Origin of the sequence: Microbacterium koreense, from assembly GCF_042677105.1 — a bacterium.
In the GTDB taxonomy this organism is placed as follows: domain Bacteria; phylum Actinomycetota; class Actinomycetes; order Actinomycetales; family Microbacteriaceae; genus Microbacterium; species Microbacterium koreense.
In genome coordinates this window covers 214636-229356 of record NZ_JBHTIM010000001.1, presented here as the reverse complement: position 1 = coordinate 229356, position 14721 = coordinate 214636, and the positions used below count along the sequence as shown (strand labels likewise).

The 14721-nt window shown below is 67.2% G+C and carries 12 protein-coding genes; 3 read left to right on the top strand and 9 right to left on the bottom strand.

Annotated elements, in window-relative coordinates; translation table 11 throughout:
• Position 1: 1 nt before the first annotated feature.
• The 8 genes from ACFQZV_RS00965 to ACFQZV_RS00930 all read right to left on the bottom strand — a co-directional run bounded on the left by ACFQZV_RS00965 (position 2) and on the right by ACFQZV_RS00930 (position 9146).
• A complete protein-coding gene (locus tag ACFQZV_RS00965) occupies positions 2-1354 on the bottom strand; it encodes a dihydroorotase (RefSeq protein WP_378751372.1) in 1353 nt (450 codons plus the stop codon).
• The gene (hydA, locus tag ACFQZV_RS00960) at positions 1351-2754 is read right to left on the bottom strand and encodes a dihydropyrimidinase (protein WP_378751370.1); all 1404 of its coding nucleotides are present in this window, start codon (positions 2752-2754) and stop codon (positions 1351-1353) included. Before hydA ends, ACFQZV_RS00965 begins: the two co-directional genes overlap by 4 nt.
• Complete coding sequence (locus ACFQZV_RS00955; RefSeq protein WP_378751368.1) at positions 2751-3641, bottom strand: carbon-nitrogen hydrolase family protein; 891 nt, start codon at positions 3639-3641, stop codon at positions 2751-2753. Before ACFQZV_RS00955 ends, hydA begins: the two co-directional genes overlap by 4 nt.
• On the bottom strand, positions 3638-4945 hold the full coding sequence (locus tag ACFQZV_RS00950; protein ID WP_378751366.1) for a hydantoinase/carbamoylase family amidase: 1308 nt from the start codon (positions 4943-4945) through the stop codon (positions 3638-3640). The genes ACFQZV_RS00955 and ACFQZV_RS00950 overlap by 4 nt, the downstream gene beginning before the upstream one ends.
• On the bottom strand, positions 4942-5811 hold the full coding sequence (locus tag ACFQZV_RS00945) for a carbohydrate ABC transporter permease (protein ID WP_378751364.1): 870 nt from the start codon (positions 5809-5811) through the stop codon (positions 4942-4944). The genes ACFQZV_RS00950 and ACFQZV_RS00945 overlap by 4 nt, the downstream gene beginning before the upstream one ends.
• The gene (locus ACFQZV_RS00940; protein ID WP_378751362.1) at positions 5811-6782 is read right to left on the bottom strand and encodes a carbohydrate ABC transporter permease; all 972 of its coding nucleotides are present in this window, start codon (positions 6780-6782) and stop codon (positions 5811-5813) included. The genes ACFQZV_RS00945 and ACFQZV_RS00940 overlap by 1 nt, the downstream gene beginning before the upstream one ends.
• A 4-nt stretch (positions 6783-6786) precedes the next feature.
• Positions 6787-8118: an ABC transporter substrate-binding protein gene (locus ACFQZV_RS00935; RefSeq protein WP_378751359.1), complete on the bottom strand. Its 1332-nt coding sequence runs from the start codon at positions 8116-8118 to the stop codon at positions 6787-6789.
• 68 nt (positions 8119-8186) lie between these two features.
• Positions 8187-9146 (bottom strand): nucleoside hydrolase, encoded by a 960-nt coding sequence (locus ACFQZV_RS00930; RefSeq protein WP_378751357.1) that lies wholly within the window; start codon positions 9144-9146, stop codon positions 8187-8189.
• Positions 9147-9358: 212 nt separating this feature from the next.
• Here ACFQZV_RS00930 and ACFQZV_RS00925 point away from each other — a divergent pair, with 212 nt between their 5' ends.
• Positions 9359-10297: a PfkB family carbohydrate kinase gene (locus ACFQZV_RS00925; RefSeq protein WP_378751355.1), complete on the top strand. Its 939-nt coding sequence runs from the start codon at positions 9359-9361 to the stop codon at positions 10295-10297.
• 444 nt (positions 10298-10741) lie between these two features.
• Here the strand turns inward: ACFQZV_RS00925 and ACFQZV_RS00920 are convergent, their stop codons facing one another.
• Complete coding sequence (locus ACFQZV_RS00920) at positions 10742-11869, bottom strand: helix-turn-helix transcriptional regulator (protein ID WP_378751354.1); 1128 nt, start codon at positions 11867-11869, stop codon at positions 10742-10744.
• Between the two features lie 191 nt (positions 11870-12060).
• Here ACFQZV_RS00920 and ACFQZV_RS00915 point away from each other — a divergent pair, with 191 nt between their 5' ends.
• Positions 12061-13452, top strand: coding sequence for an FAD-binding oxidoreductase (locus ACFQZV_RS00915; RefSeq protein WP_378751352.1), 1392 nt, complete (start codon positions 12061-12063; stop codon positions 13450-13452).
• 165 nt (positions 13453-13617) lie between these two features.
• A complete protein-coding gene (locus tag ACFQZV_RS00910) occupies positions 13618-14601 on the top strand; it encodes a Gfo/Idh/MocA family protein (protein ID WP_378751350.1) in 984 nt (327 codons plus the stop codon).
• Positions 14602-14721 lie beyond the last annotated feature (120 nt).

Here is a 14721-nt window from a genome sequence, read left to right as displayed (position 1 = left end):
GTCAGGCCTTTCGGTATTCGGACGAGGGAGAGATGAAGCGGCCCGTCGGCGCACCGACCAGCACGCCGTCGGCGACCTGGACGCGCCCGCCGACGACGGTGTCGCGGATGCGGCAGCGCACGGGCGTCCCGTCGAACGGCGTTGAGCGGCCGCGGCTGGCGAGCGCTCGGCGATCGAGGACGTCACGGGTGGTCTCGACGACGACGAGGTCTGCTGCCGCACCGGGGCGGATCACGCCCTTGCGCGTCGTGGCGCCGAGCATGCCGCCCGGACGCGTCGCCATCGCATCGATGACCCGGGCGAGCGGCATCCGCCCGGCGAGGGCCTCCGTCAGCAGCAGGGGATACGACCATTGCACTCCGACGAGGCCGGTCGAGATCGCCAGCGGTGCTCCGATCTTGTCCTCGCTGGTGTGCGGCGCGTGGTCGGTGGCGACGACGTCAATGTCGCCCCCGACGAGGGCGCTGTGGAGCGCTGATCGATCTCCCGTCGTGCGCACGGGCGGAACCATGATCAGGTCGGCCCCGCGCTCGCCGTAGCCGGCGTCGTCCAGCAGCACGTGCTGCGGCGTGACCTCGCACGTGACGCTCTGGCCGGCCGCCCGAGCGTGAAGGATGCGCGCGAGCGCTCGCGCGCTCGACAGATGGCAGACGTGGAGATGCGCGCCGGCATCGCGCGCGAAGAGGAGAGTGCGCATCACCGCCTCCTCCTCCACGAGCGGAGCTCGCGAACGAAGGTGCGCCGCCCAGTCCTGGCTGCCCGACTCGGCGCGTCGTCCGGCCTTCACGAGGCTGTCGTTCTCGGCGTGGACGTGGGCGCGAAGCCCTACCGCTGCGACAGCCTGAAGGAGGGAGAGCAAAGTCGCATCGTCGAGGATGCCAGCCGGCGGCGCGTCACGACGCTCATACGTGAAGAGCTTGAACGCGGCGGCCCCGGCGGCGGCGAGCCCGTCGATCTCGTCCGCATTGCTCGGATCGGCCGCAGCGATGAGGCCGAAGTCGACGAAGGAGCGCCCCTCGAGAGCAGCGCGCTTGACGGCGAGCGCCCCGGCGTCGAGCACCGCAGGCGTGGTATTCGGCATGTCCAGCACGGTGGTGACTCCCCCGAGCGCCGCTGCGTGCGACCCGGACGTGAAGTCCTCCTTGTGCGGCTTGCCAGGGTCGCGGAAGTGCACGTGCAGATCGACCGCTCCCGGTAGCACGAGCGCCCCGCCCGCGTCGATCACCTCGTCGGCGGGTGTCGTCGTCCCGCTCGCTTCGAGAGCGACGATGACGCCGTCCTCGGACCGGACCCCACCGTGGAAGAAGCGGCCGTCCGCCCACACCTGGGCGTTGCGGATGACGAGCGAACTCACGCGGCGACCACGCGTCGATCGAACTCCGAGAGGGCGACGCCCGGCGTGCGGGCGAGGAAGCGCCCCCTGTGGGCGTCGTCAACGATCCGTTGCTCACGCGCGACGATCGTGCCCGCCGCCACGGTGGCCACCGGCATCCCCCACAGCTCCATCTCCTCGTAGATCGAGTAGTCGATCTCGCTGTTGAGGTCCGACGCCGCCGTGCCGAACCGGCGATCAGGGTCGAACAGCACAAGGTCTCCGTCCTTGCCGACGGCGATCGATCCCTTGCGATCTTCGAGTCCGAAGATCTTCGCTGGATTGAGGCTGCAGATCCGGGCGAGATCGGCCAGTGTCATGCGGCCCGTGCGCACGCCGAGCGTGTACATGACGGGCAGCAGAGTCTCGACGCCGGGCACGCCATTCGGGATGCGCCGGAAGTCGCTCGCGGCGTTCTCGTCCTTGAAGCGCCGCGGGTAGGGGCAGTGATCAGACCCCACAGTCGATACGCGACCGTCGATCACGCCCGCCCAGAGGGTGGCCTGGTCTTCCGTCGACTTGATCGGCGGAGACATGACATAGTGCGCTCCGTCCGCACGTGCGTAGACATCCGCCGTGAGGGCCAGGAACTGGGGACAGGTCTCGGCGATCACCGGCACGCGACGGCCGGTGTCTAGCAGCGCTGCGCGCAGCCCTTCGCCCGATGAGAGGTGCGGAATGTAGAAGGGGGACCCCGCGGCATCCGCCAATCGAACCGCCCGGGCGATCGCTTCCGCCTCGACCAACGGGGGTCGTGCGGCGCTGTGGCCAGCCGCCGTCACCACGCCATCGGCGATCAGCCGCTCCGAGAGATGGCCGATCACCTCGTCGTTCTCGCAGTGCGCCATCGAGAGCCCGCCGAGTTCGGCGACGCGGCACATGATGTCGTATAAGGTGCCGTCGTCGACGCCCAGCCCACCGCTGTGCTGAGAGGTCATGAACATCTTGAAGCTCGTGACGCCGGCATCCATCACACGAGCCATCGCCTCGAGCGTCTCGGGACGGCTGTCGCTCACGATCGCGTGGAGCGCGAAGTCGCAGGCGCTAGCCTCGCCCATCCGCTTCCACTCCTTCACGACGTCGTCGAGCGCGTCGCCGGGGAATTGGACGGCAAACTCGATGAACGTCGTCACACCCCCCGCGAGCGCTGCGCGCGACCCCGCGGCGAAGTCATCCGCCGCCCCCGGCCAGCCGACGTGCACGTGCGGATCGATCATCCCGGGCAGCACGATGAGCCCCGTCGCATCCTCGATCGTCATCCCCTCGAGCGGCTCGATGCGACCGATGGCGGCGATGACGCCATCCCTCACCAGGACATCGGCTTCGACGAGTTCGTCGCCCTGCAGCACGCGTCCGCCACGGACGAGCAGGTTGCCGGTCATCGCACACCGCCCGCCGTCGTGGCGTCGAGCTCGACTATTGATGCGTAGAGCTCGGGCCGCCGATCGCGGAAGAATCCGCGCGCTCTGCGCACGCGCTCGGCGGCGAACGGGTCGATCTCGATGACCTCGACTCCTGGCTCGGCACCCATCCGGACCACTTCGTCACCTGCGGGGTGCACGACGAGGCTCGCGCCCATGAAGACCTGCTGGGCTTCACGCCCCGTGCGATTCGTCGCGGCGACGAAGAGGCAGTTCTGGATCGCCATGGCGCCGAGTTCGGTGCGCCATGTGGCGACGGGGTCGGCGGAGCCGGGGATCCCTCGTGACGTCGACGGCACGAGGAGGAGATCTGCTCCCTGGAGAGCCAGGGCGCGCGCGGCCTCGGGGAAGTGTCGATCATGGCAGATGAGTACACCGATCTGCAGGCCCTTCCAGTCGACGAGACCGTACGGTTCGTGACCCTCCTCGAAGTAGTACTTCTCATCCACCTCGATGTTGGCTTCACCTGCCGGGACCTGCACGCGGGGGATGTGGACCTTGCGCCATCGACCGCGGATCTCGCCGTGCTCGTCGACGAAGACCGCGGTGTTGAAGTAACGCCCCGACCCGGCACGCTCGAACCACGGCACGAGCACCGCAGCGCGGCGCCGTCGTGCGAGCTCCTGGAAGACCGTCACCGTCGGACCGTCGATCGGTTCAGCGAGATCGAAGTAGGAGTCGTCGATCGGGAACGCCGGGAAGTACTGTGTGGCGACGAGTTCGTGCGGCAGCACGAGATCTGCACCCGCGTCGATGGCGCGCTCGACGAGAGCGAGCGCCGTCCGACGATTCTCGTCGCCGTCGCTCACGGCGGTGAACTGGGCCAGTCCGATGGTGATCGTGGTCATCTCTCCTCCTGGTGTGCGGTCTCGGGGGTCTCGGCAGCCAGTCGCGCGAGCGACTCCCTCAGCACGTCGGCTCCGCGCACGGCGTCCGCCCAATCGATGTGCTCATCGCGTGAATGGCTACGACCGGAGATGTTGCGGACGAAGAGCATGCCCAGGCGCGGGTGTCCCGCGAAGCTCCCCGTGTCGTGCCCGGCATGGCTCGGCACGCGGTCGGGCGCGATCCCCTGATCCGAGAGCACGTCCATCACGGTCTGGATGACCTGCTCGCTCATAGTGATCGGGGCGACGTCGCGGATCGTCACCGCTTCCACACGAACCCCGCGCTCCGCCGAGACACGGTCGAACTCCTCGCGCAAGGACGCCTGCGCGGCGTTCTGAGTGTCGGCATCCACAGAACGGATGTCGACACTGAACTCCGCCAGGCCTGGCACCACGCTGATCGAGCCGGGCTCGACCCTGATCGCACCGACGGTCACAACGAGATCGTCGCGGGGATCGGCCCGCGCGATGATCTCGGCGGCGAGCACGAGCTCCGCCGCCGCGGCCAGGGCATCCCGGCGGGCGCGCATGCGCGCGGCACCCGAGTGGTCGGCCTGGCCGTGCACGGTCACGCGCAACCGGCAGGAGCCCGTGATCGCCGATACCGCCGCGACGGAAACCCCCGCGTTCACGAGGAGCAGCCCTTGATCGATGTGGAGTTCGAGAACGGCATGGATGCGATCGAAAGGCACGTGCGCCTCGGTCACCCTGTCGGGCTCGAGACCGAGCGCCGCGAAGGCCGCGGCGAGCGTCACCCCGTCGGCATCGGCGAGTCGCGCAAGGTCTGCTGGGTCGACGCGTCCGGCGATCGCTCTACTGCCGAATCGGTAGGCGGACTGGGCGAACCGCGGCGACTCCTCGCTCGCGAAGGCGATGAGGCTGATCGAACGCGGCAGCGGATCGCGCTCGGCCAGCTGCAGGAGCGCCACCGCTCCCGCGTACACGCCCAGCGCGCCGTCCCACATTCCCCCTTCCGGCACGGAATCGAGGTGCGAGCCGGTGAGCACGGCGGGGAGATCGGGACGTGAACCTAGGAGGGTAATCCAGCGATTGCCGGCGGCGTCCGTGTGCACGACGAACCTCTTCGACGGATGGTCGCTGAACCTCCGTGACAGCAGATCGTGCGCTGCCCGCTCCTCAGAGCTGTATGCCAGGCGGCTCGTCGAGCCGTCATCGGCGCGGCCGATCGGCGAGATCTCATCGACGACTGTGCGCAGCAGCACATCCGTGCGCGCGGGGCTCGTCGTTGTGCGTGCGTTGTTCATTTCATTCCTGAGGAGGCGAGGCCCTGCACGATGTGGCGCTGGGCGAAGAGGAAGAGGACCACCAATGGGATCGTGGCGATCATGGCGCCCGCGAACGTCTCGCCCCAGTTGGGCAGCTGACCGGGGGCCGCGGACTGAGCGACCGCCACCTGGATGACCTCGTACTGACTCGAGCTGTTCACGATGAGCGGCCAGAGGAAGCTGTTCCAGCTAAAGAGGAAGACGACGAGCCCGCAGCCGACGATACTCGAGCGGACGTTCGGCAGGATGACGTGCCAGAAGACCCGCCACGGACCGGCGCCATCCAGATACGCCGCTTCGTCGAGTTCGGCGGGGATCTCCTCGAACGCCTGACGCAGCATGAATAGGGCGAAAGGGCTGGCGATCCACGGGAGGAAGACCGCCGGCAGGGAGTTGCGCAGGCCGAGATCGCCCATCCAGGAGTAGAGGGGAACGACGAGCGCCTCCATAGGCACGAGGAAGGTGAGGAGGATGAACGCGAACAGTACCCGGCTTCCGCGGAACTTGACCCGTGTGAGCCCAAAGGCCGCCAAGCAGCCGAGGGCGAGTGTCAGCGACACCTGGAGCACCGCGATGATCACCGAGTTCAGCAGCGCGGTGCCAACGTTCTTGTTCTCGATGACACTGATCCAGTTGTCGAAAGAGCCATTCGTGGGCCAGAAGGTCGCCCAGCTCAGAGGCGAGACATCCGAGAAGATGGCGTTCTGAGCTTTGAAGGACGACACGAAGATCCACAGGTACGGCAGCAGGAACGCCACCACGACGACGACGATCACGGAGACCGTCACGATCAGCCGGGCCGGACCAGGTCGGGTGCGTCGCACAGCGGGAGCGGCGGCGGTCATCAGTAGCTCCATCGGGTGCGCAGGGCGAGCGATTGGATGCCGCTGAGGACGAGCGCCACGAGCAGCAGCACGACCGCCAGCGCGGACGCGTAGCCGGGATCCTGAAGGCGGAATGCCGCGATGTAGATCGAATAGACCACCAGGCTCGTGCTTCCCTGGGGCCCCCCGCTCGTCATGAGGAAGGCGGGGGCGAACGCCTGAAGTGAGAACACGGTCATCGTGATCACGATGAAGAGGGTGCTGCGGCTCATCAGGGGCAAGATGATCGACACCGCGATGCGCACACGACCGGCGCCGTCCACACGCGCCGCCTCGACGATGTCATCGGGCACGGACTGCAGCCCGGTGAGGAAGAGCACAGCGACGAAGCCGATCTGCTGCCAGGCGGTCGCCACGATGATGCTGATGAGGGCCCACGGGATCGAGCTGAGGAATGCGACGCGAGGCAGCCCGAGGCTCTCCAACAGACCGTTCACGAGCCCGCCGTTCTGGGTGAGCATGAAGAGCCACATCGTGGAGGTCACGGCGACCGACGTCACGACCGGCAGGAAGACGATCGTGCGGACGAGAGTTCGACCGGCGAACCGTCCGTTCAGGAACAGTGCGAGCGCGAAGCCCGTGGGCAGAACGAGGAGGACGACGCCGGCCGCGAAGGCTAGTGTGACCCCGAAGGTGCCGAGGGCGTCGGCATCGGTGAGGATGCGCGCGTACTGGTCGAACCCGACGAACGTCTGGTCTTCGCGATTGATCAGCGTGTAGTCGAAGAGGCTGTTCCGCAGCAGCATCGCGATCGGGATGTACTGGAAGAGGATGAGGAACAGCAGGAAGGGGGCGACGAAGACCAGGCCGACCCGCGGCGAGTGCAGCCGACCGCCGCGACGCGGTCGGCTGAGGAAGGCGGGCCCGCGCCCGCCCGCGGGCCCGGCCGGGCGGCCAGACACACGGGGGGCGAGGGATGAGGGTGCAGTCATCGGATCAGCGGGCGAGCGCCTCGTCGACCTGAGACACGACCGCATCCAGCGTGGACTGCGCGTCTGCACCGAAGGCGATGTCCTGCAGACCCTGGCTCACGATCTGGTCGTACTCGACGAAGTGCGTCGACGGCGGGCGCGGAGCGCCCCATTCGACGATCTCCTCGTACAGCACCGAGAGCGGCTGCTCGCTCAGGTAGGAGAAGTCCGGGTCCGCTTCGGCCGTGGTGACCGATGGGAACGAGCGGTTGGAGGCCACCCATGCGAGACCCTCCTCGCCGATTCCGAGGTCGATGGCGAACTTCGCCGCTGCCTCGGGGTGTTCGGTCTTGGACGACACCGCGAGCACGACGTCACCGGTCTGCACGATCGGGGACGTGATGTACGGGACGGGCGAGATGCCCCACTCGAACGACGGCGCGTCGGCGGCGAGGTTTCCCGCCAGGTACGACGTCTGCAGGTCGAAGCACGCCTTGCCGTCGATGAACGCGTTCGGCTGACCCTCGGTCGAAGTCACCTTGGTGTCGCCCTGGTACATGGACTGGTAGAGCTCGGCGGCCGCAACGGCCTCGGAAGTGTTGAGGTACCCGTCGGCGGTGGTCCCGTCGGCCGAGATGCCCCAGTAGGTGTTGTATGCCGACGAGCCCTCGGCGGCCTCGGGGTCGCCCGCGCTGCGGATGATCGTGAGGTCTCGGTAGGTGTTGCCGGGCGTCCCGTTTCCGAAGGCGGACGGTGCGAGGCCCCAGATGTCGGCGTTCGCCGCGTCGCCCTGCTGGCAGGACTGCATCACCTCAAGCGCCTCGTCCCACGTCCATGCCTCGTCGAGGGCGGTTGGCACCTCGATGCCGGCGGCATCCGTGAGTGCCTTGTTGTAGTAGAGCCCGAGTGTCGTCTGGGCCATGCCGGTGGAGTAGACCGACCCGTCATAGGTGAGTTCGGCGATGGATGCACCGACAGCCGCATCCTCGTACCCGTCGGGCAGGTACTCGTCGAGCGGCAGGAGCAGGCCCGCGGCGGCGAAGGTCTGCGTGTTGGGCGCATCCACTTCGATGATGTCGGGGCCGCCGTCTTCGCTGGCGATCAGCTGCGTGCTCGTGGCGAGCTGGTCCCACGGCACCTCCTCGACCTCGACGGAGTAGCAGGGGTTGTTCGCTTCCCACTGCTCGATGTACTCGTTCGTGGGCGGGTTGTTCTCGGCGCGAAGCAGCGAGAGGGTGACGTTGCCGTCTGGGCATTCCGACGTGGCGCTGCCGCTGTCATCGTCCGATGAGCACGCGGCGAGCATCGCGGCGAGAGCGATGACGCTCATCGCAGCGGCGACTGCTCTGGTCTTCACTGTGTCTCCTTGATTTGGGGTGTGGATTGCTGCTGTTGTGAGGGTGGAGCCGGGTGTTGCGGTGACGCTCAGTGCTCCGCCGCGAAGGCCGCCAGAAGCATCTGGACGAATTTCTCGGGATCGGAGCCGACCGCGACACGGGCGTTGGGCGCCTGCTTTCCGCGGAAGTGTGTGTCGATGACGGTGCGACCGAGCGTGTGCCGGCCAACGGTCTCGATGGCCACGTGATAATCGCGCAGCTCGATGACGCTGGGGTCCAGCAGGTACGCGACGCAGAGGGCGTCATGCACCGGTGCCGACTGGGGGATCTCCATCGGCTGGCCCATGTCGTACGCATCGATGCGGCGCTCGATGAAGCGGGCGGATGCTTCGCCGGCCGGTGTGCCCAGTTCGCGCAGCTGCCGTGCGTGGTCGAGCGACACGAGCGCCTCGTGGGTGGCCTCGAGCGGGACGAGGGTGATGCGCTCGAACCCCGCCTGGAAGACGACGTCAGCAGCCTCGGGGTCGACCCAGATGTTGAACTCGGCCGAGGACGTGGTGTTCGAGATCTCGTGCCCGCCGCCCATGATGACGAGTTCAGGCACACGGTCGACGAAGCCCGGGTCGAGCTTGACGGCAAGCGCGAGGTTAGTGAGCGGGCCGACGGGCACCAAGGTGATGGGCTCGGTCGCCGAGCGGTAGGTCTCGATGAGGTACTCGACCGCATGCCGATCCTGCTTCTTCGACGTGGGATGCGGGATCGGGAGCTCGAGTCCATGACTGTCGGCTTCCGACATCCGGTCCTTGCGCGGGATCGGCAGGTCCTTCCGGACGATGGCTTCCTTGGCTCCTTCGAACACCGGGATGTCCGATCGCCCAATGTAGTCGAGGACGCGAAGGGTGTTGTTCGTGCAGTATTCCACCTCGATGTTGCCGTTCACGGTCGTGCAGGCGAGAAGCTCGAGACCGGGGTGCAACGCGGCCATCATGATGGCCACCGCGTCGTCGGTCCCGGTATCCACATCGAGGATGAGTTTGCGGGGTGTCATGCCGTGCGCCTCCCGGGCGATCGACGGGAACATCTGGTTCGCAAGGACGTCGATAGGTCGACTATGCCCGTCGTTGGTTTCGTAATCAATTGGGCATTGTTACAAGTTGGTTTCGAAATCATCGACCTTCCGGCGGTCGCTCGCGCAGCGCTACGCTCGGATTCTTCGGTAAAGGAGGCCACGCCGCCTCCACATGGCAGACAGGAGAAGCGGTGCGGGTATTCGTCGTCGGGAGCATCAACATCGACTCGCTGTATCGCGTGCACGTCCTTCCTGGACCCGGCGAGACGGCCATCGCCCGTGCGGCCGACGAGAACCCCGGGGGCAAGGGAGCGAACCAGGCTGTCGCGGCTGCGTCGGGCGGGGCATCAGTCGTCCTCGTCGGTGCCGCAGGATACGACTCCGACGGCACGCTCGCCTATCTGCGCGGCCGAGGCGTCGATGTGGGATCCGTGAGCGTGAGACCGGACGCGCCCACGGGTCGCGCGCTCGTCTTCGTCGACGACGCGTCCGAGAACTCCATCGTCGTGATCCCCGGCGCGAACTGCACGATGACCGACGCCGACGTCGAACACGGCCTGCGCACGCTTTCGTCCGACGACGTCGTTGTGCTGCAGAGCGAGATCAGCGAAGACGCGACGCTCGCCGCCTCTGCTGTGGGCCGTCGAGTCGGTGCCCGGGTGATCTGGAACGCGGCGCCCGTCCCGGCCGATGCCGCAGCGATACCCCCGGTCGATCTCCTCGTCGTGAACGAACACGAGCTCCGCGCAATCGCCGTGCTCATCGATGGAACGGGCGACAGCCCGCGCGACGACGCGACGTCGCTTGCGCAGTGGGTCGCGACCGAGATGCACTGCGACCTCGTCTGCACGCAAGGCGCCGAGCCGTCCATCTGGGTGACATCGGCCGAGCGCGGCTTCGTGAGCCCGCTACCGACGGAGGTCGTCGACACGACGGCAGCCGGCGACACCGTGGTCGGCTACCTCGCGGCCCTCGTCGACAGGCCTCTCGCGCACGCGCTGCGGGTCGCGACGGCAGCGGCGGCGATCACTGTGAGCCGCGCGGGGGCGTCATCCACCATCCCGCTTCTTGCAGACGTGGAGGCCTTCGCTGGCCGCGCGTCCGGTGAATCTGCCAACCCTCGCCAGTGAAAGACGATCGCCCCCGATGTGATCGTCGTAGCCGCACGTCGAGCATGCTGGGCGGCGGTAGCAAGAGCTTCTTGCAGACCGAGCCGCGCCCGGCTTGTGCCCGGCATCCGTGCTGCACGAAGACGCGAGCTCGCACGATTGTGCTTAGTCGCCGACCGGCCCATACTCGTAGTTGCGTACCGAACGTCGACTCGCGGCAGACGGCGACGACGTGAGAAAGAAATGTGAAAACTTGAGCAACTCTGAGCGCCCCTAAACTCCCTCTAGAGTGCTTTCGAACCCCGCAATTCCGCAGTGAACCACCCTGAACGACCTCGAACCACATCCCGTTCGGCGGAGCCCAACTCCCTCCGTCTCCGCCGAAAAATCACTGGTCAGCACGATTTCTCTCGGCCACGCCGCCGTCGCTTGACCGCTCCAGGTCTTGAGCCTTCGGGCACGGCCTCAGCCCGCGAACCAGCCGTCAGATCGGATGTCGGATCCCCATCGCGGCGCGTACTGGTCGGCGTAGACGCGGCCGACGAGTTGCCCGCGGCTCGTGACGCCGGCCTTCTCGAACACCGACTTCAGGTGATCTTGAACCGTGTACGGCGACAGGTGCATCGCTGCCGCGATCTGCTTTGTATCGGCCCCACGCAGCACCATCCCGGTCACGTCCTTCTCTCGCGCCGTCAGCCCGAAAGCCGCGGCCACGAGTGTGACGACTTCCTGCGGGCGCGCCTGTTCGATCGTCACGACGACATCACCCGCACGGTCGTTCGAGCCGCTCAGCGGCGACGCGCCGATCGTCAGCCATACGCCGTCGACAGTGCGCAGTCGAACGTGTGGCGCAGTGTTTTGCTCGCCGCACGCGAACCGGCGGGCGCTGGCGACGAGCGACTGCACGACGGCGAGCGGATCTCCGCCCTCGGGGATCCGCGTCATCCGCGCCAGCTCCGCCGACGCCGCCGGCGTGATTTGGGTGATCCGATCGTGGGCATCGACGATGATCACCGCCGGACCGCGGGTATCGGACGGCTCCACCCGATCGCCCGTGGCGAGAAGGCCGACTCTGATTCCACGTGTCACCAGCGGTGCGATCACGCCGAGGAACTCGACCTCGTCGGGCGAGAACGGTGCCTCATCCGATCCACGAAACAAGCACATCGACCCCCAGGCACCCGCGCGGTCGCGGAACACCACGCGAGCCTCGTCGCGGTAGTCGAACGCTGGGATCAAGAATTCGGCCAGACGCACCGAACCATCGATGTTCCCTTTGAGCGATGACAGCACCCCGACGGCGGTGACGTCTTCTGCGATCATCGTGAGCATCGCAGTCGGATCGTTCTCGCCGTATTCGATGCGCGCCCAGGTCAGGTCACCTTCGTTGCGTCCATCGAGATCACCCATCTTGCGCGTGCTCGACACGATGCCTGTCGCGGGGTCCAGCGTCGAGAAGCATCCGGCGACCGCGGGCACCACCCGGCTCATCGCCTCGGCGGCTTCGTCCATGAAGCGGTGCAACGGCAACCCGGCCCGTGACATCACATCGATGTCGCTGCGCACACGCCCCGCCTGCAGCGCCGTCGTCATGGTCCTATGATCTCGCCTCCCCCAGTCGGCGTCGAGCCCCGTGCCTGCTCCGAGTCGAGTCTGCTCCCAGCCACGCCGCCCACGGAATCCCAGGTATCTGGGGGACGCCGTATTCCTCCTTATCTGGGATGGCGTTGCCTGCGCGCCAGGCGCAGGCTGGGATCCGTCACCCTCACGAAATGGATAGGACGATGACTGCTCAGGATGTCTCTGATCGCGTAGTCGACGGCGCGGCTGATCTGTTGCGCGAAGCCCTCGGCGATCGCGTCGCACTCCCGGGCGACGCCGACTTCGACCGGCTGCGCATGCCGTGGAACGTCGCGATCGATCAACGGCCCTTCGCTGTCGCTTATCCACAGAGCGCCGAGGACGTCGTCGACATCGTGCGGGCTGCCGTGAAATGCGGATTACGCGTCGCCCCGCAGTCGACGGGACACGGTGCCGCGGCTCTTGCCGACACCGACATCGCGAATGCCGTGCTCGTGAACCTCTCGGCGATGCGTGGCGTCTCGGTCGACCCCGACGTGCGAACGGCACGCGTCCTCGGCGGGACTCAGTGGAACGACGTGATCGATGCAATCGCCCCGTATGGACTGGCCGCCATGCACGGCTCGTCGGGTGATGTCTCAGTCGCCGGCTACATCCTCGCCGGCGGGCTCTCGTTCTACGGGCGCACCCACGGGCTGGCGATTACGACCGTCCGAGCCGTCCAGCTCGTCACCGCAGACGGGTCGCTCGTCCGGGCCAGCGCAGAGGAGCACCCTGACATGTTCTGGGCGGTTCGCGGTGGAGGCGGCGCCTTCGGTGTGGTCGTCTCGCTCGAGATCGATCTGCTCCCGTACGGTGACGTCTTCGCCGGGATGCTGCTGTGGGATGCCGTGCATGCACCTGCCGTCTCGCGTGCGTGGGCCGCATGGACGCAAGATGCTCCTGAGAGCGCCACGACGTCGTTGCGTGTGATGAACTTCCCGCCGATGCCAGACCTGCCACCGTTCCTTTCGGGGCGGTCCGTCGTTGTCATCGACGGCGCGATACTCGAATCCGACGATGTCGCCGCCGAGCTTCTCGTGCCGCTGCGAGCGTTGGAGCCCGAGATGGACACGTTCGCGCGGATGCCGTCGGCCGCCCTCGTTGCGGTGCACATGGATCCACCCGACCCGACGCCGGTGGCGACCATCGGCGGCATGGTCGCCGAGCTTCCGGCTGAGGCAGTCGACGCGTTCGTCGCCGCGGGGTCAGCGCCGGGCGTCTTCATCGCCGAGCTTCGCCATTGCGGCGGGGCGATCGCCCGCGGGGCGGCGGGCGGCGGGGCGATCAGCGCTCTGGGGGGTGAGTACTGCGTTGTCGGGATCGGTGTCGTCCCCGCCCTCGAGATGGCGGCGCCTGTGGCGCGTGCGGTGCGCGGCGTCGTCGACGCGTTGCGGCCGTGGCACGCGGACTCGCTCGCACTCACATTCGTCGACGGGGGAGTCGACCGCGCGCCGGCGTGGGGGCGCTCGCGTGGTCGACTCATCGATCTGAAGTATCGGTTCGATTCCGACGACGTGTTCGCCTCCGGCCACCCGGTCGAGACTCTGGGGTGACCGGCTTCGGTTGCATCGTGCAGGAGGGCCGACCGCGCCCCGTGAGGGCCATGACGCATCCTCACCTCCGCGAACCGGGGGAGTGCCGCCCGGCGCCTGCCCCGGCATACTGGGGCGCGTCGGCCCGCGGACAGCTCGCCTGTCGGGCCGCGAGAGGAGACGCGAATGAGACTCGCCGTATGCGGTTCCGGCAAGATCGTGACGGAGTTCCTGCCCTACCTCGCACACGTTCCGGGAGTGGGCCTCGGCGCCATCGTCGGGCGTGCCGCGTCGGAGGACAAGCTTTCTCGACTCGCGGCGGAGCACGGCATCCCGCAGGTTCACCTGAGCATGGACGATTGCCTCGCCGACAACAGCATCGACACCGTCTGGGTCGCCGTGCCGAACTCGCTGCACTTCGAGTACGCCCGTGCGGCGCTCGCGGCTGGCAAGCACGTGATCTGCGAGAAGCCGTTCGTGCTGCGACAGGACCACCTCGCTGAACTGCGCGCGATGGCGGTCGAACGCGGCCTCATCCTCGTTGAGGCGATCTCGATGCAGTATCTGGCGAACTATGAGTGGATCCGCCAGAACATCGGACGGGTCGGGGACGTACGGATGATCCAGTGCGATTACTCGCAGTACTCCTCGTGCTACGACGCGTTCCGGGAGGGGACGATCCTGCCGGCGTTCGATCCGGTGCAGGGTGGCGGCGCGCTCATGGACATCGGCATCTACACGATCCACTTCGTGGTGGGGCTGATGGGCATGCCGCGGGCGGCGACCTATACAGCGAACATCGAGCGCAACGTCGACACCTCCGGCGTCCTCGTTCTCGAGTACGACGAGTGCACGGCAGTCTGCGTGTGTGCCAAGGACTCCGATGGTCCCATCCGCTCCAAGATTCAGGGCACCGATGGGTGGATCGTCGCAGAAGGCGCACCGAACGCGATTCCGCGCGTCGAAACCGGAACGCGGGGGGCCGATGTCGAGGAAGTCATCAACTTGTCGACCGAACCGCATCGCATGGTGGAGGAGTTCCGTGCGTTCGAGCGGATGATCCGCGAGCACGACACCTCGGAGAGGGATCGACGACTCGATCACAGCGAAGCGGTGCTGGCCGTGGCCACGGCCGCACTCGCCTCAGCTGGCATGTCGGATGACCGCTGACCGACATCGCTCGGCGACGTTGCGTGAGTCATCCGGATGCGATGACAGGCCACATGCTCACCGCACGGTGACCGGCGACCGCTGCCAGCCCGATGAGCGGACGGCGGCCAGTACGGTCCT

Coding starts and splice junctions, on each gene's coding strand:
- hydA (WP_378751370.1), bottom strand. CDS start 2,754: ATGACCGGCAACCTGCTCGTCCGTGGCGGACGCGTGCTGCAGGGCGAC.
- ACFQZV_RS00955 (WP_378751368.1), bottom strand. CDS start 3,641: ATGACCACGATCACCATCGGACTGGCCCAGTTCACCGCCGTGAGCGAC.
- ACFQZV_RS00950 (WP_378751366.1), bottom strand. CDS start 4,945: ATGAACAACGCACGCACAACGACGAGCCCCGCGCGCACGGATGTGCTG.
- ACFQZV_RS00945 (WP_378751364.1), bottom strand. CDS start 5,811: ATGACCGCCGCCGCTCCCGCTGTGCGACGCACCCGACCTGGTCCGGCC.
- ACFQZV_RS00940 (WP_378751362.1), bottom strand. CDS start 6,782: ATGACTGCACCCTCATCCCTCGCCCCCCGTGTGTCTGGCCGCCCGGCC.
- ACFQZV_RS00930 (WP_378751357.1), bottom strand. CDS start 9,146: ATGACACCCCGCAAACTCATCCTCGATGTGGATACCGGGACCGACGAC.
- ACFQZV_RS00920 (WP_378751354.1), bottom strand. CDS start 11,869: ATGACGACGGCGCTGCAGGCGGGGCGTGTGCGCAGCGACATCGATGTG.
- ACFQZV_RS00915 (WP_378751352.1), top strand. CDS start 12,061: ATGACTGCTCAGGATGTCTCTGATCGCGTAGTCGACGGCGCGGCTGAT.
- ACFQZV_RS00910 (WP_378751350.1), top strand. CDS start 13,618: ATGAGACTCGCCGTATGCGGTTCCGGCAAGATCGTGACGGAGTTCCTG.